At 36.5% G+C, this 18781-nt stretch carries 19 protein-coding genes and 2 tRNA genes; 5 read left to right on the forward strand and 16 right to left on the reverse strand.

Annotated elements, in window-relative coordinates; genetic code table 11:
• Positions 1–24 precede the first annotated feature (24 nt).
• The 13 genes from GQS55_RS18120 to GQS55_RS18180 all read right to left on the reverse strand — a co-directional run bounded on the left by GQS55_RS18120 (position 25) and on the right by GQS55_RS18180 (position 10357).
• Positions 25–795: a DUF1365 domain-containing protein gene (locus tag GQS55_RS18120; RefSeq protein ID WP_159821854.1), complete on the reverse strand. Its 771-nt coding sequence runs from the start codon at positions 793–795 to the stop codon at positions 25–27.
• A gap of 37 nt (positions 796–832) precedes the next feature.
• Entirely contained in the window at positions 833–2092 is a 1260-nt protein-coding gene (locus tag GQS55_RS18125) for an NAD(P)/FAD-dependent oxidoreductase (RefSeq protein WP_159821856.1), read from the reverse strand.
• Positions 2089–2814 (reverse strand): SDR family NAD(P)-dependent oxidoreductase, encoded by a 726-nt coding sequence (locus GQS55_RS18130; protein WP_159821858.1) that lies wholly within the window; start codon positions 2812–2814, stop codon positions 2089–2091. The genes GQS55_RS18125 and GQS55_RS18130 overlap by 4 nt, the downstream gene beginning before the upstream one ends.
• The gene (locus GQS55_RS18135) at positions 2814–3275 is read right to left on the reverse strand and encodes a nuclear transport factor 2 family protein (RefSeq protein WP_159821860.1); all 462 of its coding nucleotides are present in this window, start codon (positions 3273–3275) and stop codon (positions 2814–2816) included. The genes GQS55_RS18130 and GQS55_RS18135 overlap by 1 nt, the downstream gene beginning before the upstream one ends.
• 131 nt (positions 3276–3406) lie before the next feature.
• Entirely contained in the window at positions 3407–4795 is a 1389-nt protein-coding gene (gene phrB / locus GQS55_RS18140) for a deoxyribodipyrimidine photo-lyase (protein WP_159823001.1), read from the reverse strand.
• 17 nt (positions 4796–4812) lie between these two features.
• Positions 4813–5772, reverse strand: coding sequence for a YbgA family protein (locus GQS55_RS18145; protein ID WP_159821862.1), 960 nt, complete (start codon positions 5770–5772; stop codon positions 4813–4815).
• Positions 5773–5784: 12 nt separating this feature from the next.
• Entirely contained in the window at positions 5785–6444 is a 660-nt protein-coding gene (locus GQS55_RS18150) for a ChrR family anti-sigma-E factor (protein WP_159821864.1), read from the reverse strand.
• Complete coding sequence (locus GQS55_RS18155; protein ID WP_442872200.1) at positions 6437–7063, reverse strand: sigma-70 family RNA polymerase sigma factor; 627 nt, start codon at positions 7061–7063, stop codon at positions 6437–6439. The genes GQS55_RS18150 and GQS55_RS18155 overlap by 8 nt, the downstream gene beginning before the upstream one ends.
• 116 nt (positions 7064–7179) lie before the next feature.
• Positions 7180–7812, reverse strand: coding sequence for an LON peptidase substrate-binding domain-containing protein (locus GQS55_RS18160; RefSeq protein ID WP_159821868.1), 633 nt, complete (start codon positions 7810–7812; stop codon positions 7180–7182).
• Between the two features lie 92 nt (positions 7813–7904).
• A complete protein-coding gene (locus tag GQS55_RS18165) occupies positions 7905–8456 on the reverse strand; it encodes a DUF3833 domain-containing protein (protein ID WP_159821870.1) in 552 nt (183 codons plus the stop codon).
• The gene (locus tag GQS55_RS18170) at positions 8449–9006 is read right to left on the reverse strand and encodes a chalcone isomerase family protein (protein WP_159821872.1); all 558 of its coding nucleotides are present in this window, start codon (positions 9004–9006) and stop codon (positions 8449–8451) included. Before GQS55_RS18170 ends, GQS55_RS18165 begins: the two co-directional genes overlap by 8 nt.
• The gene (locus GQS55_RS18175; RefSeq protein ID WP_159821875.1) at positions 8999–9493 is read right to left on the reverse strand and encodes a DUF2878 domain-containing protein; all 495 of its coding nucleotides are present in this window, start codon (positions 9491–9493) and stop codon (positions 8999–9001) included. The genes GQS55_RS18170 and GQS55_RS18175 overlap by 8 nt, the downstream gene beginning before the upstream one ends.
• 120 nt (positions 9494–9613) lie before the next feature.
• The gene (locus GQS55_RS18180) at positions 9614–10357 is read right to left on the reverse strand and encodes a MipA/OmpV family protein (RefSeq protein WP_236559694.1); all 744 of its coding nucleotides are present in this window, start codon (positions 10355–10357) and stop codon (positions 9614–9616) included.
• A 239-nt stretch (positions 10358–10596) separates the two neighbouring features.
• Here GQS55_RS18180 and GQS55_RS18185 point away from each other — a divergent pair, with 239 nt between their 5' ends.
• The 5 genes from GQS55_RS18185 to GQS55_RS18205 all read left to right on the forward strand — a co-directional run bounded on the left by GQS55_RS18185 (position 10597) and on the right by GQS55_RS18205 (position 16975).
• Positions 10597–11121 carry a hypothetical protein gene (locus GQS55_RS18185; protein ID WP_159821877.1) on the forward strand — a complete coding sequence of 175 codons (525 nt, stop codon included), beginning with the start codon at positions 10597–10599 and terminating at the stop codon, positions 11119–11121.
• A 173-nt stretch (positions 11122–11294) separates the two neighbouring features.
• Positions 11295–12200, forward strand: a complete 906-nt coding sequence (locus GQS55_RS18190) for a TIGR01777 family oxidoreductase (RefSeq protein ID WP_159821879.1) — start codon at positions 11295–11297, stop codon at positions 12198–12200.
• Positions 12201–12461: 261 nt separating this feature from the next.
• Positions 12462–14042 (forward strand): alkaline phosphatase, encoded by a 1581-nt coding sequence (locus GQS55_RS18195; RefSeq protein WP_442872162.1) that lies wholly within the window; start codon positions 12462–12464, stop codon positions 14040–14042.
• An 18-nt stretch (positions 14043–14060) separates the two neighbouring features.
• Positions 14061–15941, forward strand: a complete 1881-nt coding sequence (locus GQS55_RS18200; RefSeq protein ID WP_159821883.1) for an alkaline phosphatase — start codon at positions 14061–14063, stop codon at positions 15939–15941.
• 320 nt (positions 15942–16261) lie between these two features.
• On the forward strand, positions 16262–16975 hold the full coding sequence (locus tag GQS55_RS18205) for a hypothetical protein (protein WP_159821885.1): 714 nt from the start codon (positions 16262–16264) through the stop codon (positions 16973–16975).
• Positions 16976–17040: 65 nt separating this feature from the next.
• Here GQS55_RS18205 and GQS55_RS18210 read toward each other — a convergent pair whose 3' ends face one another.
• The 3 genes from GQS55_RS18210 to GQS55_RS18220 form a co-directional block, all read right to left on the reverse strand.
• On the reverse strand, positions 17041–17679 hold the full coding sequence (locus GQS55_RS18210; RefSeq protein WP_159821887.1) for an NAD(P)H-dependent oxidoreductase: 639 nt from the start codon (positions 17677–17679) through the stop codon (positions 17041–17043).
• An 853-nt stretch (positions 17680–18532) separates the two neighbouring features.
• Positions 18533–18609 (reverse strand) — tRNA-Pro (locus GQS55_RS18215).
• Positions 18610–18653: 44 nt separating this feature from the next.
• Positions 18654–18729 (reverse strand) — tRNA-His (locus tag GQS55_RS18220).
• Between the last annotated feature and the right edge of the window lie 52 nt (positions 18730–18781).

The following is an 18781-nucleotide window of genomic DNA, read 5'->3' on the forward strand; positions in this document are numbered from 1 at the left end:
TCCTAATATTTTACAGTTTTATAACTATTTTTTTTGATAACCAATAAACGGTATACGTTTAACAAATAACTTTAGTGCTTGCCAATAAATGCCTGAGACAACCTTGATAGTCATCATTGGTAGCTGACACCACACACGTAATAAGTTACGTTGACTAAGTGATTGTTTTTCCATATTTAAATTTACATCAAACAACTTATCTACTTTGCCATTAAGTTTATTTGTACGTTTATTCTCAATGTTTATTACGAGTTTATTACTCTCTTTATTAGGCGCTCTAACCTGCCAATAATAAGACATATCTAAACCCATAAACGGTGATACTTGAAAAACCTTCTCATTCACCTGTTTAGCTTTATCAAGCAAATCCACTAAATAATAATGCCTTTCATTCCAAGGTGTATTACTCACTTCAGCAAGCATTTGTGTACACCTATCATCTTTGTCATAACAAAAATAAAAATTGGCCGGACTAAAATAGAGTCCAAAGCAACGTACTTGCACCAACATAACGATTCGGTTGATATCTGAATAGCCATTTAACTGCATGACTTTATTGGTTATACGTTGCTTTAATCCATACGGTTCACTTCTGAGATAATCTTTTTCAACAAATCGTAGTGGATGGAACCATGAAAAACCAAATAAACCCACCCCTTCTTTAGCATTTTCAACTTCTGAAACGTCCAGTGCTAACATATACAAAGTATAGTTAAAACTGTGCTTTTTGGGGCTTAATCGTCGATGAACAATATTGCCTAAATAAATTTTGCTTTCGCTGAATTTTATGGTCATTTTTTCTCTTTAAAAACTGAAACTTTAACCTTAATCACTATTGTTCTAATGAACAGCCAAATCGTTTGGCGACTTCAACAGCACTTCTTACACCATCTTCATGAAAGCCGCTATGCCAATATGCGCCAGCAAAATGCGTCTGATTAATACCGCATATTTTATCTCTTTGCTGTTGAGCTTGAATAGATTCGCTTGAGAAAATAGGATGATGATAAGTAAATTCTCTCAAAATTAAGTTAGGGTCGATATCTTCTTTTTGATTAAGCGTGACACAGAAAGTATTCTCACTTTCAATACCTTGTAGGATGTTCATATTATAAGTAACACTTGCGGCTTTACTGCGATCTTGACTTAATTGGTAATTCCAACTGGCCCAAGCTTTTTCACGTTTGGGTAATAACGTTTTATCTGTATGAAGAATAACGGAGTTTTCACTGTAAGGCATTGCCGATAAAATCGCTGCTTCGTCTTCTGTGGCATCATTTAATAATGCTAAGGCTTCGTCTGAATGACAAGCGATAACAACATCATCAAAACTTTCGCTCGGGTCTTGGTTAAAATGCAAATGTACTTTGTTATCACTGCGGGTAATACCACTTATATCAGCATTTAACTTAATGTTATTTTCAAATGGCTGACATAACGGTTTTAAATAACTACGAGAGCCTTTTGGGATAACATACCATTGCGGTCTATCAGCAATATTTAATAAACCATGATTATGGAAAAATTGTACAAAGAACCTGAATTCAAAATCTTCCATTTGTGATAAAGAGCTAGACCAAATAGCAGCGCCCATCGGCAAAATATAATGTTCAGCAAAAAAGTTACTAAAATTGTTCTCTGTTAAAAATTGACCTAACGTCAAACCATCTTGGTAATTTTGCGAGTCAAATATTGCTTTGCATTGTTTATTAAAACGCAGTATTTCTTTTACTAAGCCCCAGAATTTAGGTCTAAATAAATTGCGTCGTTGCGCAAACAAGGTATTTAAATTGTGCCCATTATATTCCATGCCTGTCTGGCAGTTATGCACTGAGAAGCTCATTTCTGTTGCTTGTTTTCCGATACCTATTTCTGATAATAAGGCTAAAAAATTAGGATACGTTTTATCATTGAAGACAATAAAACCTGTATCTATTGCCAACGTTTGCCCATTTTTTTCTATATCAACAGTAGCAGTATGTCCGCCCACACTGTCATTTTTTTCAAATACGGTAACATGATTTTTTTTCGACAAAAGATAAGCAGCCGTTAAGCCTGAAATACCTGAACCTATGATTGCAATATGCTTCATGCGTTATGCTTCCTTGAAATAATTTTTTGCCATACAGATGACGGGAGAAAAGATAATAGTTTTAATAACAATGTTAATCGTTTTGGAAAATGCAGATAATTTTTGCGCTTATCAACACCAACAATAATCCTTGAAGCAGCCTCGTCACTCGTAATAAGAAACGGCATTTCAAAATCATTTTTGTCAGTTAACGCTGTTTTTACAAAACCAGGATGTACTAGGGTGACACTAATATTCTGCTCAGCTAGGTCTAACCGCAAACTATCAGCTAAATAATCCATACCTGCTTTTGATGCGCCATAAGCTTCACTTCTTGGAAAAGGTAATATCGTTGCACTCGAGCTAATAAAAACAACCTGCCCGCCATCATTAATTTTGGGTAAGGTAAATTGCAGTAGCCAACCAAGTGATGATAGGTTTGTTGAAATAATGTCCGCAAAAAGTTGGCCATCAAAATGCTTGGCATCATCAATATAACGGCAATCACCCGCATTTAAAATCACCCGATCTAATTGGGGAACATCATCAAGTTGCTGTGTAATGCTTTGAGCATCATTAAGATCAAACAAATAAGTTTTATAGGCTTTAGCCGATAAAAGAAATAATTTTTTTTCATCTCGACCACAGGCAATTACTTGATGCCCAAGCGCTACATATTTCTCAAATAAGGCTAAGCCAATGCCCGACGTTGCACCCGTGATTAAAATAGTTTTAATAGACATTAGTTAGCTGCCTTAGTTTTAATCCACTTAGTTAATTTACCGAAAAAAGGTAGCTGTTCGTACAACATAGCACCTAAATCAAGGTAATCTCTATGATAAAAAACTTTATCGTCTTTGCCCTTAATATGCGATGTACCAAAGACGGTAACAACCTGACCTTTGTTCAATTTATGATGCTGATATGACATTTTCCAATAAATAGCTGCCTCATCACCTTCAGCAATAACATTGTCTATAACAAAAACACACGATGATAAGTTTTGGTAAAGACTGTCAAAATACTTATAAAGCTCATCAAAGCCCTCAACTTGATGCATTGGATCAATGAAGGTGACATGTTGATGATAGATAGTCGCTAACAAATCGAGGTTATCTGTTGAGAGCAGTTGGTAAGTACTAACAAAGTTACTTAACCATAAAGGCCTTGCTGCAGTTAAATTGTTGGACACATTATTTTGCATTTTTATACCATCATGTTTTATTTAAGTAACTTTTATTGCATTAATTTTTAATTAATAAACAATGAATAAAAAACAATAACCAATATCCCCTATTCAATCAGAATAGCCCTATAGTTTGGCAAACCAATATATTAGACTTTATAAAAAGCTAACGCCTTCAGTCTTGCTTCTTTATGTTCCACTATAGGCTTTACATAGATAGCCAATTTATTGTTTTCAATATACTGTTCTGGAAAATGAATATGTTTATCTGGAATACTTTTTAGCTCTGGTAAATACTTACGTATAAAGTTGCCGTTAGGATCAAAACGTTCACTCTGTCTTATCGGATTAAAAATTCTAAAATAAGGTTGTGAGTCACACCCGGTACTTGCAGCCCATTGCCAACCACCATTGTTTGACGCTAAATCGCCATCAATTAAGTGCTGCATAAAATATTTTTCGCCTAGACGCCAATCAATCAATAAATGTTTTGTTAAAAAACTCGCAACAACCATTCTTAAGCGGTTATGCATCCATCCCGTTTGATTAAGCTGACGCATTGCTGCATCAACCAATGGGTAACCAGTTTCGCCTTCACACCAAGCCTTAAATAATTCGTCATTATTGTGCCATCGAACTTCTTGATACTTTTCTTTGAAACAGAGGTGTTTACATAATTTTTGTTCATGAAACATAAGATGGCGATAAAATTCACGCCAAATAATTTCATTTAACCAAGAAAATTCTTCGCTGTCTGATGCCATTAATAAATCTGGAAAGTTATTTAATAATGAAATCAAAACGTACCGAGGACTAATAACACCTGCAGCCAGATAGGGTGAAATACCTGAAGTACCTTTAATTGAAGGAATATCTCTTTGTTGCGCGTAGCTTTTAACTTTATGTTGAAAAAAGGTCGGCAATGCAGTGCGTTCATATTCTTTAGCTAGCGGCCAAGCACTCGACGAACTATCTTCCAGATTAACTTTTACAGTACTTTCATCCGACAGTGATGTGCTTGTTACTTTGCCTAGGTATTCAAAGCCCGCTTGCTGAACGTATTTCAGCCAAGCTTTTTTGAACGGTGTAAACACCTTAAACATTTCACCTGATTGATTTAGGACTTTGCCCTTAGGCACAATCACATCAGCTTCATAAAGTGTTAACGGGATACCTTGTGTTATACAGGTAAGATCACGCTGCCGCTCATTAAACTCAAGTTCACTGTTCGCGAATACATTATCTGTATGATGACTAACACAGTAGTCTTTTAAATAAGTAATTTGCGCTGAAAAATCAGGAACAGACACTAATTCAAGTTCAATACCTAAATCAGCAAGCTCTTCAACAAGTGCCTGAGCATGCCGTTTTATAAAATCAATTTTGATGGGTGACCAGTCGTGAGCTAACCATTGTTTTTCAGATATAAAAAAAATCGCCTTACGTGGCATTTCTGACTGAGATTGAGTCAAAAAGTAATGTAAGGCGGGATTGTCATGTGTTCTTAAATCATTACGAAACCAAAGTATCAAAGGAATTCCTTTATATGATAATTTTAGTAGGCATATCTCAGTCTTAACTCATCTGGATACGGTGATAAATAGGCTTGTTTAGCTAAGTAATCTTTAGGATGTTGCAACAAGTAGTGATTAATCAGCGTTAACGGTGCAACCAATGGCACTAACCCATTACGATAAGCATCAATTTGTGCACATAATTCTTGTCTTTCATTACTTTGTAAGTGCTTAGAAAAGTACCCTTGAATATGTGCCAAGGTGTTCGCATGCTTTTTACGTGTTGCTTTTATGCTTAAGGCAGCCATTAATTGAGATATGTATTCTTTAGCCATTTCTTCTAAAGGCATGTCTGCTCTCGCTAATAATTGACCTAAGCTCTTATAAGCAACAAGATCATGACTCATTACCGTATATTTATACTGGCTATGGAAAGTAGTCAGCTTATGCTTAGTTAAACCTGATGCTTCAAGATTTTGCCAATGCTTATAAGCGTATACGCGTGCGACAAAGTTTTCTCGAATCAGTGGGTCGTTCAACCGACCATTCTCTTCACAAGGTAATAATGGGTTAGCTGCCATAATTTCTCGAGAAAAAGCACCAACACCATCAGAAACTAACGCATTGCCTTCAGGGCTATACACTTTTACGCGTTCCATGCCGCAGCTTGGGCTTTTCGCACAAAAAATGTAACCGCTTAAATAGCTTGTCATGCCAGCTACTTTCTTTCCGTAAGCCTGAAGTGCCTCAGTTACATCACCTGTACCATCAGGTCTAGACACACTTATTACATCATCTTTTTTTATTTGACGTATCGTTGGTCTAGGTATGGGTAGGCCGATGGCCACTTCTGGACAATATGCTTTGTAAGTAACATGTTGAGAGAATTCTTTTATACAAAAATTAGATGGTTTATTACTCGCATCAAAACGAACTTTTTCACCTATTAAACAAGCACTTACGCCGATATGTAAATCTTCTTTTGCAACTGTGTGAATCATGATGCTTTCCTTTTAATAAATAAATGCGCCGATCGGGTTAAGCAACTTATTGATGCCCTGTGTAAAGTGTAGTGCATCATTCGCTACTGTGTAGCATAAACATCCTTCTATTGAGACTGGATGATGCTGATGTGATGCATCAAGCATAATAAAATCACCTTTAACATACTCACCATTATCATCTTGAAAAGAACCTTCTAATAATAATGTTAGTTCAAATCCTTTATGTGTATGTTCAGGCACACCGCCGCCTGGCTGCATTTGTAATAAACTGGTATGAATTTCATTTTCATTCAACTGTATACGTGAACGAGATAATTTACCAATATTAGCCGCTTTACCTACTGCCATGTTATTTAACGCTTTGGGTAGCACATAAGTTTTGTTATTAAAAACAACTGATTTTTCATCATTTTCTGGTGGTAAAAATATATCATCGGATTCTGTAATTGCTGCAATCATCTGATCCATATTTAAATCTTCAACAGATAGATTATCTTGATAATCGTCTTCAAAATTAACTTCTGCGACTTGATCTGTTAACTGTGCTATTTGATGCTGACATTTCGGACACATCTCCGCATGAATAGCAATTCCAGCAGATAATGAAGCGGGTAATTCTCCATTAACAAAAGATTGAATTAACTCAAATTTAGGGTGATGTTTAATCATGATTTTCTCCTAACTGTACTTTGAGTTTTGCTAATGCTAAACGCAAACGAGATTTTATCGTACCAAGAGGTAGGTTTAGATGAACTGCCAACTGTTCTTGCGACATTTCCATAAAATAAAAACCTTTTACCACCTGTTGCTGTGCTTCTGGCAACTCATCAATAACGGTTAATAACTGCTTATTTTCAAGATGGTCATCAAAGGTTTCTTCTTCAGTTGCGATGCTTTCGGCTATCGGCCAAATATCATCACTTAATGTATCTTCTTTATTCCCCTTAATTTTACGTAAAATATCAAAAGTTACATTACGCATAACGGTATAAACCCAGGTAGTGGCAGCCCCTTTATTTTTATCAAATAAGTGTGCCTTTCGCCAAACATTGCTCATAGTTTCTTGAACTACTTCACTTGCTTGGGTTTCGTTGGGAAATTTACTACGCGCAATGCGCTTTATTTTTGGTGCAAAAAATTCAAACAAATGCGTAAAAGCAATTTTGTCTCGCGAAGTTGCAACGGCATCAAGCCACTGACAAAGTTTAGGATGATCTATTTTTTCTGACATCTGAGTAGATTTATCAGATGTCACTTTACTTAGCAAGAGAGTTTGCATTGCTTTTATCACCAAGAGCTGCTTTATAACTTATATACCTATACGGCTCTTAATTAATAAAGATCACTTAATAACTAAGTTTTTACTTATTTTTTGCTATTTTCTAAAAAAATTCACATTACTTTCTATTCGTTGAAGATAATAGACTGTACAAAGTGCTTCGCTTCTTCATAGTTATGACTATGTACAAAAGAAGTTTTGATATCTAAATCGACCGGAATAAGTTCTAACCACCTTGCTACCACCCAATTAGCATTATTCGTTGCTTTATCAACGTAGAGCTTATTTAGAATAGAATTATTATCAAAGACTTCATCCAATGATTGTGACAGGATATCGGTTGTGTCTTGACCTGTTTCTTGAGACCAATGTGAAATGTCAGACACTTCACCAAAGTGCAAATCATCCTCATCTTTATCGCTAGATAGAATTTCAACTAAAGATTTACATTGAACATCTATTTCTAAAATACCGTCGTCACCCTGGTCAAAATTAATAATTTCAACCCAACTACCCCAAAGAGTATCAGGCTCTTCCGATTCAATAGTTTTTAAGTCAGGGTTTTCTGCCTTAGTATTAATTGAATCAGAGTCCTCTGATTTAATACTATTTAACCAGATAACAAAGCCTTGTTCTTGCGTTGCTATTTTTACCATTTTTAAATAACGTGGTTCAAAAATACGCAAACGAGTAATGCCACCTGGTAATATAAATACAGGTAATGGAAAAATAGGTAATCTTGTATTTACATTTTTCATAAGTAGTTCGCTCCTTTTGTTAAGCTATTAGATACGAATCAACACGAATAAATGATCACTTATCAATACATTTATACGAAATAAAACTTACTTTATTGACATGTTTTTTGCGGGAACTCTTTATCAAAAAATAAAGTGATTTCTGCGACATCAATACCAAATTTTGACATGGATGTTTTATTCATTACTCGATTTTCATCAAGTTGGTACATCCAATCATCCATACTGACTTGATAAGTTTCATCATCAAGCTTTAGCAGAAAATCATATTGAAATTGAAAAGCAAAACCCTGATGTTTTCCTATAGCAATACCAGCGACATCTTCAGCAGTGCCGCGATAGCTACCATCGTTTTGTTTAGTTAACTGCCAGTTACGAAAAGAAATCTCACCATCATTGAAATAAAACTTTTCAGCTAATGTGCCTTTATTGCCTTCCCACGTTCCGACAATTTCAACACAAAAACGTCTCGTCACTTCTTGAGAATAATCTTGTACTACACCCCAAGCAATTACGTTACCGTTGAAGTACTGCTTAATATCAAAAGGTGCCTCTGTCTCTTTATAATCCTGTAGTGCCGTTGAACAGCTAGCGAGAGTAAAAGCGATAATAGAAATTAATACGTCCTGAATAAATTTACTCATGAATATTTTCTCCTAATAATTCAGCCCTCAATTCAGGCTCACTGGTCTTTTTTGAAAGCCATATGGCTAAGAATAGCTGACTAAACTCTGCTTGTTCAATAACGCCTACTTGCACATCATTAAAATAGAACATAGATTTATTATTTTGTACCGACAACGCTAACTTATCACCTGAATAAATATCAGGCCATATTGCTTTTAGTTTAGGAATAAACTGATTGTATTGAGCTTTTGAAAAACCTAAGTGTTGCCACTGTTCTATTGTGCGCTCAAGTAGGTCTGCTGCAGTAATATCTTTTAAATACTCTATTTCAAAAATCAGTTCTGCGGGTGGGTTTTCAGGTATATAGGAGCCTGACTTTGTATAAAGGGTACTATGATAAATATCCCAAAATAGAAATGTAAACTTAGCATTACCCACTTCTGTAAAGCCGAGTTCTTTAAAGCTTTCAGCTTGTTTTTCTTCCTTAACATTTTGATTATTGTCAGCCTGAACTTCGAACAGTATAGAGATAAATACCAACAATATTATTAGACCCGGTTTATACATTATTTTTCTCCTGAAAATAGAACATTTTCTTTAAATGAAAAAACAACACCATTAATATTGACCAGATAACAGCTAAGATAAAGTAAGTAGTCAAAACCTCGAATCCAAAAGTCATTGATGTTAACGATTCACCGACGATATAACTTAGCGGTGGGAAGATAAAACCAACGATTAACTGGAATACTTTAGCTCGCGATAAAAACTGTAAGCTATGAGCAACAGTTGCGGCAAAGGCGATCCATAACATTATTAACCATAATGGAATAACTAACTGGTCTTTAAATTGAAAAACATCAAAAAATAATAAGGCTGAATCAATAACAATACCTATTGTCGCTACAGATACAATTAATTTAGCTTCTGCAACTCGCTGTTTACAAAAATAAAAATGCAACCCTATCCATAAGAGAACCACAGGAATAAAGCGATTTTCTAAAAGAATCAGACCAAACCATGCAATGTTGAAACCGATAATATTAAGTAGCATATTAGTAATACTTGTTAGCTTTGTAGGTAATACGGTTGAAACTTGAATTTGGATTACTTATAGCCGACTTATTAACACCAGAAGGTAAAGTACGGCTAAAATCGGCAATTCAAAAAGTGATTAAAATTTTCGACTGTATAAGAGCCTGATACTTAAATTAGAATGCTTTTCAACTAATGGACTGTCCGTGATTTCAGAAGCAAACCAGGTATGCTGAAGGCTAAATTGGGTAAAGCCACCTAAAAGAATAGGTGTAGAGATAGATAAACCAAGACCCGAGTTCATGCCACTTTGGCCAATGTACTCAACTCTATTAGCATTAACTTCACCCTGACCTACGCCATAATAATAATCGACATGTTTACTATCTAAATAACTAAATACCACGCTAGGTTCAACAAAAACCGGACCAAATCTAAACGTATGCGCAATAGTAGAAGTAAGTTCAACACCATTTGAACGATTCAATACATCAAACATTGATGATAAGCCGATCTTCCAATTATTTTTTTGATACTTTAAGCCAATACCTGCATCCATAGATATTTTTCTATCAGCCATGCCAGCAAAAATATAACTATCATCTTCGTCAAATCCTTGAAACCTTGGTGCAACCTGTACTAAAACGTCTAGATCAGCAACCTTTGCCACATTGTAACTAACAAAAGGACCGTAAACATTTAGCTTTTCACCTCGATAACCAATGATGGGTAATATTATATTTCGTCTGTTGTAGCCTTTATATATCTCTTTACTTGTACTTAAACCAAGACCATATATAAAACCTGTCCGGTCTGCAGGCTTTTGCGCGACAGATGATAAAGAGACCAAAAGTGTTAGGCATACAATAATTTTTTTAATCATGGTTTAGCTATTCCTTGTAATAAATTAACCCTATTATTTCAATATACGTTGTTTAGCGGATTTTAGATTTATTATCTGGGTAATTTTTGCGTTTAAGTTTGCCTATTCGCTTAGCGCCGCTTTATTTTTGAATATTTGTGAACTAATTTAAGTAGGGATACGTATCATTAATATAACGTTTTTTATAATAAATAAATTTTATGACAAACAACCGGATAATAATCCCTAAGGACTTTTACATGCGTATCTTTTTTATCTGCTTATTCGCCCTATTAACTGCAAGTTGTAGTAGTAATTATACTAACCAATCGCAGGTTGGACAGAAATTCCCCTCGATTACAGGAGAAAGTCTTGAAGAGGAGCAAGTTAACATTCCAAGCGACTTTCAAGGAGAAAAAACACTATTACTTATTGGCTACAAACAAAATTCACAATTTGATATTGATAGATGGTTAATCGGCTTAGACATGACGTCGAGTAACGTTAATGCTTATGAAATTCCGACCATAGCAGGCATGTTCCCAAGAATGTTTAGCACCATGATTGATAACGGTATGCGTGCCGGTATTCCAAAAGATTTATGGAAGGGTGTTATTACTGTTTATAAAGATGGTGAAAAAGTACAAGCCTTTACTGGTAACGAAAACCCCAATAGTGCCAGAGTCATTTTACTCGATGAAAACGGCACCATTTTGTACATGTACGATGCTGGTTTTTCTGTTAGCGCGCTCAATCAAGTAAGAAGTTTTTTAACCAGTCCATAATTAAACTTACGTAATAACATTTGTCGAATAACGCTTACCGAATAACGCTTATCGAATAAAAAGCATTCAATGAAGCTTGTAATATAAATGTAGCTGCAACACTTAACCAGTAGCATCGCTAAAGCCTGTAGCCAAGCCAGTACAGGTTAAAAATAATCTAATAAGGTAATCTTATGAATGTTCTTATCACCGGTGGAACAGGGCTTATTGGTAAGGCCTTAATTAAAACTTTGCGCCAAAACCACGCCAATATCACGGTTCTCACTAGAAGCAGCACTAAAGCCGTAAAAACATTAGGCACTGATATTAATGTTGTTGATGAGCTAAAACTTTCTACTATTGAGAACATAGATACCGTTATTAATTTAGCCGGCGAGCCTATTGCAAATAAACGATGGTCTACTGCTCAAAAAAAACAGATATGCCAAAGCCGTTGGGATATTACAGAAAAATTAACCTCACTGATAAAAGCAGCAAACAATCCACCAAGCCTTTTCATTTCAGGTAGTGCTATTGGCATATATGGCAGACAAGGTAGCCTTTCTATTGATGAGGAATTTACAGATTACCATCGAGAATTTACTTATGAGGTTTGCTCAAAGTGGGAAAATTTAGCGCTAGCAGCCAAATCAGAAAACACCCGTATTGCAATTCTAAGAACAGGAATTGTCTTAGATGAAAACGAAGGGGCTATTGCTAAAATGCTATTACCTTTTAAATTGTGCTTAGGCGGAAAAATAAGTCATGGGCAACAAATGATGTCATGGATACATATTGACGATATGGTAGCGGCTATCTTACATATTCAAAACACACCTAGCCTAAAAGGCTTTATCAATATAACAGCTGAGCAGCCAGTAACTAATGATGTATTCTCTCGTACTTTAGCAACAGCATTAAATAGACCTTGCATACTTACAACGCCAGCGTTTATGTTAAAGTTAATTTTTGGTGAAATGGCAGACCTATTACTCTTTGGCCAAGATGTAAAACCGACTAAATTAAAAAACAGTGGGTTCCACTTTACCTACCCAACCATTGATATCGCATTAAACAACCTACTAACTAAAAAGTTATAGCAATTGAGTAGCTTTAACGCTAATAGCTGTAATTTTTCCTTAACTATCTAATCGAGTATTTCTTTGTTCATAGCTATCCTATTGATAGCTATGAAGCAGCCATTCCCTTTAATCAATAACAAAGCCATCGATTTGACCTCCATTCTGACATAAAAATGAAATATCACTGTAAAATAACTGTCATATAAACATCATCTTATATTCATCATTACTACCTATGCTGTGTTATTTTTAAATAACTTACATAAGGTCACTATGAAAATGATCAAACAAAGCTTATCAGTAATTATTGCGGGTATATTGTCTTCGACAACATACGCAGCAACAATTGATACACAGCTGAATAATACTTGGTATAAAGAGGCTCAAACTAAACTTACCGAGAAGTTACAGCAAGCAAGATCAACAAAAGCAAAAAATGTAATTCTATTTGTTGGTGATGGTATGGGCATTTCAACGCTAACCGCAGCGCGTATTTTAAAAGGGCAATTAGCTGGAAATTCAGGTGAAGAAGGTTATTTAAGTTTTGAAACCTTTCCTTATTCGGCATTAGTTAAAACTTATAATGTAGATGCGCAAACACCAGACTCTGCAGGCACTATGACGGCAATGATGAGCGGCTTAAAAACCGATGCCGGTGTTTTAGGAGTCAATGAAGACATTCTTCGTGGCAACTGTGCATCAGTAAAAGGCAACGAAGTTGTTACTGCATTAGAGTTAGCTGAAATAAAGGGTTTATCTACAGGCGTTATTTCAACAGCTCGTATAACCCATGCAACGCCAGCAGCAACCTACGCAAAGTCAGCAGATCGTAACTGGGAAGACATCTCAGATATGGACATTGAAAATAATGCTGAACGTGCAAATTGTGAAGACATTGCCTCACAACTCGTTAACTTTGAAAGCAACTTAGAAGCTCGATATACAGGTATTGATGTTGACGGTATTGATGTTGTTTTGGGTGGTGGTCGTCGTCATTTCTTACCAAAAGAGGCAACTTATAATAGTGTTGATGCTACTAGCGATATAGAAGGCGATCGCACTGATGGTCGTGATTTAACAGCAGAATGGCGCACCATGTACCCAAATGGTAAATATATTATCGATCAAACAGGTTTCGATAGTATTGACCCTGAAACTACTGCACGTATTTTCGGTTTATTTAATGAATCTCACATGCAATACGAAGCAGATCGCAGCAATGATATTGCTGGCGAACCAAGCCTTTCTCAAATGACTGAAAAAGCGATCAATATTCTTGATAATAACGATAAAGGCTATTTCTTAATGGTTGAATCAGGACGAATTGATCATGGTCATCATGCCGGTAGTGCAAGCACGGCGTTAACTGATGCTATTGAATTTTCAAATGCTGTTCAAGCCGCAATTGACGCCACCAATGATGAAGAAACATTAATCATTGTTACTGCAGATCACAGCCATGTATTTACGATTGCTGGCTATCCAAAGCGTGGCAACCCTATTTTAGGCAAAGTTATTGGTGTTGGTGAAACAAGCCCTACCGAGGCTTCCGATGGTCTACCATACACCACATTAGGCTATAGCAATGGCTTAGGTTTCAGAGATTTAGGTGCAGAAACAGATGGAGACGCATCTTATGCATCAGGCCCTGTTGCCGGTAGACAAGATATCACAGCAATTGATACGACAACGCCAGGCTATCACCAAGAAGTTATCGTGCCATTAGGCAGTGAAACACATGCTGGGGAAGATGTTGCTATTCATACATCAGGTCCAGGTGCACACCTTGTTCAGGGTTCAATTGAACAAAGCGTTGTTTTTCATTTAATCAATCGTGCGCTTGGTTTACTTGGCCAATAGGCCCTTAAGGATTTTATGATGAACAAATATACATTATCAACAATAGCAACGTCTTTAGTACTTATCTTATCCGCTTGTGCTGATGGCGATAATGGCTCTGATGGAGCCAACGGAACAAATGGCTATAGTGCTTTAATTGCACAAACAAAGTTACCAATCGGTAATGAGAATTGTAAAAGCAGTGGTGTACAAATTGACTCTGGTTTAGATGTTAACGGTAATAACATTTTAGATAACACAGAAATAACAGCAACTGAATATATCTGTGCGCCGAATACGACTGAAGTAAACAGCAACGAGCTACTGACTAGTTTAAATAATCCTTGGTTTACGCAAGGTGCTGCCGAAATTGATGAAGCGACAAATATTTGGAACAAAATAGATACGCAATTAGCCAGCAACGCTAAGGTATCTATTGCAAGCGCCTCTACAGCTGCTGAAATAACAGCGCTTAAAGGCTCAGCTAAAAATGTGATCTTATTTGTTGGTGATGGCATGGGGATTTCAACTATCACCGCTGCCCGTATCTTAGATGGTCAGAACAAAGGCATGACAGGCGAAGAAAATCAGCTAAGCTTTGATAAATTCCCCTTTTCAGGGCTAGCAAAAACCTACAATGTTGATGCACAAACCCCTGATTCGGCTGGCACAATGACAGCTATGATGTCTGGCATAAAAACGGATGCCGGTGTGCTAGGTGTGAATGAAGATGTTGTGCGTGGTAATTGCACTAGCACTAAAAATACTGAAATGATCACTGCCTTAGAGTTAGCCGAAATTGCCGGGAAATCGACAGGTATTATCTCTACTGCACGTATTACTCATGCAACGCCAGCGGCTACCTATGCAAAATCAGCAGAGCGTAACTGGGAAGATATATCCGATATGGATATAGATAACAATGCAGAGCGCGCCGGCTGCGAAGATATTGCATTACAATTAGTTAACTTTGAAGCCAACTTAGAAGCACGATATGCAGGTGTAGATGTTGATGGTATTGAAGTAGTTATGGGTGGCGGTCGTCGTCATTTTTTACCTAAAGATGCTAGCTTCAATAGCATTGATGCTGTTAGCGCTATTGAGGGTGACCGTACTGATGGCCGTGACTTAACCGCTGAATGGCGATCTCACTACACTAATGGCGCTTATATAGTTGATCAAGCATCATTCGATGCAATTAACCCTGACACAACAACACGCGTATTTGGTTTATTTAACGAATCACATATGCAATATGAAGCTGACCGCAACAACGATATTGCAGGTGAACCAAGCTTGTCAGAGATGACAGCAAAGGCAATTGGTATTCTTGATAACAATAAAGAAGGTTTCTTCCTTACCGTTGAATCAGGCCGTATTGACCACGCTCATCACGCAGGTAATGCTTACAACGCATTGAATGATACCATTGAGTTTGCTAAAGCAGTACAAGCGGCAGTAGATGCAACTAGCCAAGAGGACACCTTAATTATTGTTACAGCAGACCACAGTCATGTCTTTACCATTGCAGGTTACCCAAAACGTGGCAATCCTATTTTAGGTAAAGTTGTCGGTATTGGTGAAACAGAAGCAAGCCTAGCGTCTGACGATATGCCTTACACAACCGTCGGTTACACTAATGGCCTTGGTTATAGAAACCTAGGTGCGGAAACAGATGCTGATGCGAGCTACCTTGCAGCGCCAGTAACGAGTCGAGTTGACTTAACAAGCGTTGATACAACCACTGCTGGCTTCCACCAAGAATCACTCGTACCACTAGGTAGTGAAACCCATGCTGGTGAAGATGTTGGAATTTTTGCAATAGGACCTGGCGCTAATTTAATTACTGGTACTAATGAGCAAAACTTCATATTTCATGTGATGGACTATGCCGCCAATCTTTCAAACACATCAAAGTAGCGTTAGCTGAGTTAAGCAAAGTAAGTTAGATATCAATAAAGAGTGGGGCTAATGCTCTATTCTTTATTAGTTATACCAGTTTCATTAATTAGGTGAACAATTTTATACGTAGAAAAAATTGACAAATACAAAGAATTTATTTCAATAACTCGTTGTGCTAATTATTAAATAAATAACGATGTAGTTGGTGATTTTAGCAAGTAAAAATGATCACATAGCTAGTGAGATTGGTATTAATAAGCTAGCACTTCGCTGTCCAAGATTATGCTCACTATCACTTCGACCTATCCTTACATTAACAAACTAATAAGATGAATCAGATGAGAACACTAATACTTATTGCCGTAATGGCCCTTCCGGCTTTTGTGTCAGCTAATGACGACTGCCAACCTAGAAAAATCATGGCGACATATAGCATTGAAGAAATAACCAAAGATCAGACATCACATAATAGAAATGACCTAATACTATTACGAACTCAAAATTCTGCTTTCCACATTAGTAACAAGACAGTCGCAACACAATGGACAAAGTTACCCAAGAATAATATGAAAAAAACATCCTACTTTATTGATGACAAGCGTGCGATTGAATACGAAGCAACAAAGACAAACACTAATCAAACCTGGGATCATCATGCGCAGCTATTGCATCCAAAATTTACAGAGCAAGCAACGCTTATCGAAAAAACAGGTGAAGGTTGTGAAAAATTAGAACATTATCAACAAAAAGAAAAAACAAAAACTGTTGATATATGGTGGTTTCCTGAAGAGAAGATAATGAAACGTATGACAAGTGTATCCGCAGATAAAACGATAAACTGGCAATTAACTGAAGCTACGCATAACCAAAAAGTGATTCAACAACAATTGGATATACTATCATCTTATCAATCAACAGATTTTGCTGATATTGGTGATAATGAATCCGACCCATTTTTTAGAAAAATGATCAATCTAGGTTTTATTGAACATAGTGCTTCTGGATTTTATGACAGTAAAGGAAATTCATTACCTTCATCTCACCAACATTAGTATTAGATCAATGTTGTTAAGTTTTAACTAGCCTACATTGGTTTTTGCAGGCTAGTTAACATACATTACTTAACGTAGGTGATAAAACTATCTGTTGAACGTCGAACTTTTTCTAAGTTAACTAGCCAATCGCCCTCTTCTTCACGATAGCCCAAAGGAAGTAATAATACTGATTTTAAGTTACGCTCTTTAAGACCGAGTATTTCATCCACTTTTTCAGGTAAAAAACCTTCCATTGGCGTGCTGTCTACTTTCATTTCAGCCGCTGCAATTAACGCTGAGCCTAAACCGATATAAGCCTGACGTGCTGCATGTTCAAAGTTTGTTTGTGCATCACGTGCCGGATAAGTATTTAGTAACATTTGGCGGTAATCTTCCCAGCCTTGATTTTTGAATCCACGCTTTTCATTCACTAGATCAAACATAGTATTAATACGTTCCGCGGTGTAATTGTCCCATGCGGCAAATACTAATAAGTGAGAGCAGTCTGTTACTTGTTGTTGACTCCATGCATGAGGCAAAATTTGTGCGCGTACTTCAGGGTTAGTTACCACAATAACGTCATAAGGCTGTAAACCACTAGAGCTAGCACTCAAACGAATAGACTCTAAAATAAAATCAACTTTTTCTTCGCTGACAGCTTTGCTCGGATTCATTTTTTTTGTGGCATAACGCCACTGCAGATTTTTTAATAACTCAGACATATATTTACTCTGTTAATAGTGATGGGTTTGAAATTGAGCTGATTAAGTATAATTTCAAGTGCTAAGTATGATTTTGTGAATAACGGGTAACAATATTCAGCAAAAAATCTCACAAACATAGCTTACATTCAATTTTACCAAGTTGTTTAAGCAGATAGAATACGACTCAAGGCATTACTTATTAAGTTGTAAATCTTGCATAAGCTAATGATATAATTAATAAAGTTGATTATTCTTGAACACAGAAAATACCAAGCGATAATTTTTGGTGTAAATAGATTTGTTTATGTTTATTCTGAAGATTGAGAAAGAGAGAGAGAAATTAAAAGTGGTCGGTGATGCAAGATTCGAACTTGCGACTGAACTTGATAGCACCCAAACCAAAATTTTGCTAATGAGAAGTTAATGTCAATAACGCTGTAGAATTAGTGTATATAGAGTTTGGCATAAAGTTAAAAAGTGGTCGGTGATGCAAGATTCGAACTTACGACTGAACTTGGTAGTACCCAAACCAAAATTTGGCTAATGAGGAGTTAATGTCAATAACGCTGTAGAATTAGTGTATATATAGTTTGGCATAAAGTTAAAAAGTGGTCGGTGATGCAAGATTCGAACTTGCGACTGAACTTGGTAGTACCCAAACCAAAATTTGGCTAATGAGAAGTTAATGTCAATAACGCTGTAGAATTAGTGTATATAGAGTTTGGCATAAAGTTAAAAAGTGGTCGGTGATGCAAGATTCAAACTTGCGACTGAACTTGCTAGCACCCAAACCAAAATTTGGCTAATGAGAAGTCAATGTCAATAATGCTGTAGAATTAGTGTATATAGAGTTTGGCGTAAAGTTAAAAAGTGGTCGGTGATGCAAGATTCGAACTTGCGACCCCTTGGACCCAAACCAAGTGCGCTACCAAGCTGCGCTAATCACCGACATTTATAACTTTTTATCTATTACTTCAGGAAGAAGCAAAAGATGGGGTGGCTAAAGGGACTTGAACCCTCGACAACCGGAATCACAATCCGGGGCTCTACCAACTGAGCTATAGCCACCACTGATTTTTACTAGTATTGTTTCTAGGTTTGAAACAATGCGCGGATTTTA

The sequence above is a fragment of the Colwellia sp. 20A7 genome, from assembly GCF_009832865.1.
Taxonomy (GTDB): domain Bacteria; phylum Pseudomonadota; class Gammaproteobacteria; order Enterobacterales; family Alteromonadaceae; genus Colwellia.

Coding starts and splice junctions, on each gene's coding strand:
- GQS55_RS18120 (WP_159821854.1), bottom strand. CDS start 795: ATGACCATAAAATTCAGCGAAAGCAAAATTTATTTAGGCAATATTGTT.
- GQS55_RS18125 (WP_159821856.1), bottom strand. CDS start 2,092: ATGAAGCATATTGCAATCATAGGTTCAGGTATTTCAGGCTTAACGGCT.
- GQS55_RS18130 (WP_159821858.1), bottom strand. CDS start 2,814: ATGTCTATTAAAACTATTTTAATCACGGGTGCAACGTCGGGCATTGGC.
- GQS55_RS18135 (WP_159821860.1), bottom strand. CDS start 3,275: ATGCAAAATAATGTGTCCAACAATTTAACTGCAGCAAGGCCTTTATGG.
- GQS55_RS18145 (WP_159821862.1), bottom strand. CDS start 5,772: ATGATTCACACAGTTGCAAAAGAAGATTTACATATCGGCGTAAGTGCT.
- GQS55_RS18150 (WP_159821864.1), bottom strand. CDS start 6,444: ATGATTAAACATCACCCTAAATTTGAGTTAATTCAATCTTTTGTTAAT.
- GQS55_RS18160 (WP_159821868.1), bottom strand. CDS start 7,812: ATGAAAAATGTAAATACAAGATTACCTATTTTTCCATTACCTGTATTT.
- GQS55_RS18165 (WP_159821870.1), bottom strand. CDS start 8,456: ATGAGTAAATTTATTCAGGACGTATTAATTTCTATTATCGCTTTTACT.
- GQS55_RS18170 (WP_159821872.1), bottom strand. CDS start 9,006: ATGTATAAACCGGGTCTAATAATATTGTTGGTATTTATCTCTATACTG.
- GQS55_RS18175 (WP_159821875.1), bottom strand. CDS start 9,493: ATGCTACTTAATATTATCGGTTTCAACATTGCATGGTTTGGTCTGATT.
- GQS55_RS18180 (WP_236559694.1), bottom strand. CDS start 10,357: ATGATTAAAAAAATTATTGTATGCCTAACACTTTTGGTCTCTTTATCA.
- GQS55_RS18185 (WP_159821877.1), top strand. CDS start 10,597: ATGCGTATCTTTTTTATCTGCTTATTCGCCCTATTAACTGCAAGTTGT.
- GQS55_RS18190 (WP_159821879.1), top strand. CDS start 11,295: ATGAATGTTCTTATCACCGGTGGAACAGGGCTTATTGGTAAGGCCTTA.
- GQS55_RS18195 (WP_442872162.1), top strand. CDS start 12,462: ATGATCAAACAAAGCTTATCAGTAATTATTGCGGGTATATTGTCTTCG.
- GQS55_RS18200 (WP_159821883.1), top strand. CDS start 14,061: ATGAACAAATATACATTATCAACAATAGCAACGTCTTTAGTACTTATC.
- GQS55_RS18205 (WP_159821885.1), top strand. CDS start 16,262: ATGAGAACACTAATACTTATTGCCGTAATGGCCCTTCCGGCTTTTGTG.
- GQS55_RS18210 (WP_159821887.1), bottom strand. CDS start 17,679: ATGTCTGAGTTATTAAAAAATCTGCAGTGGCGTTATGCCACAAAAAAA.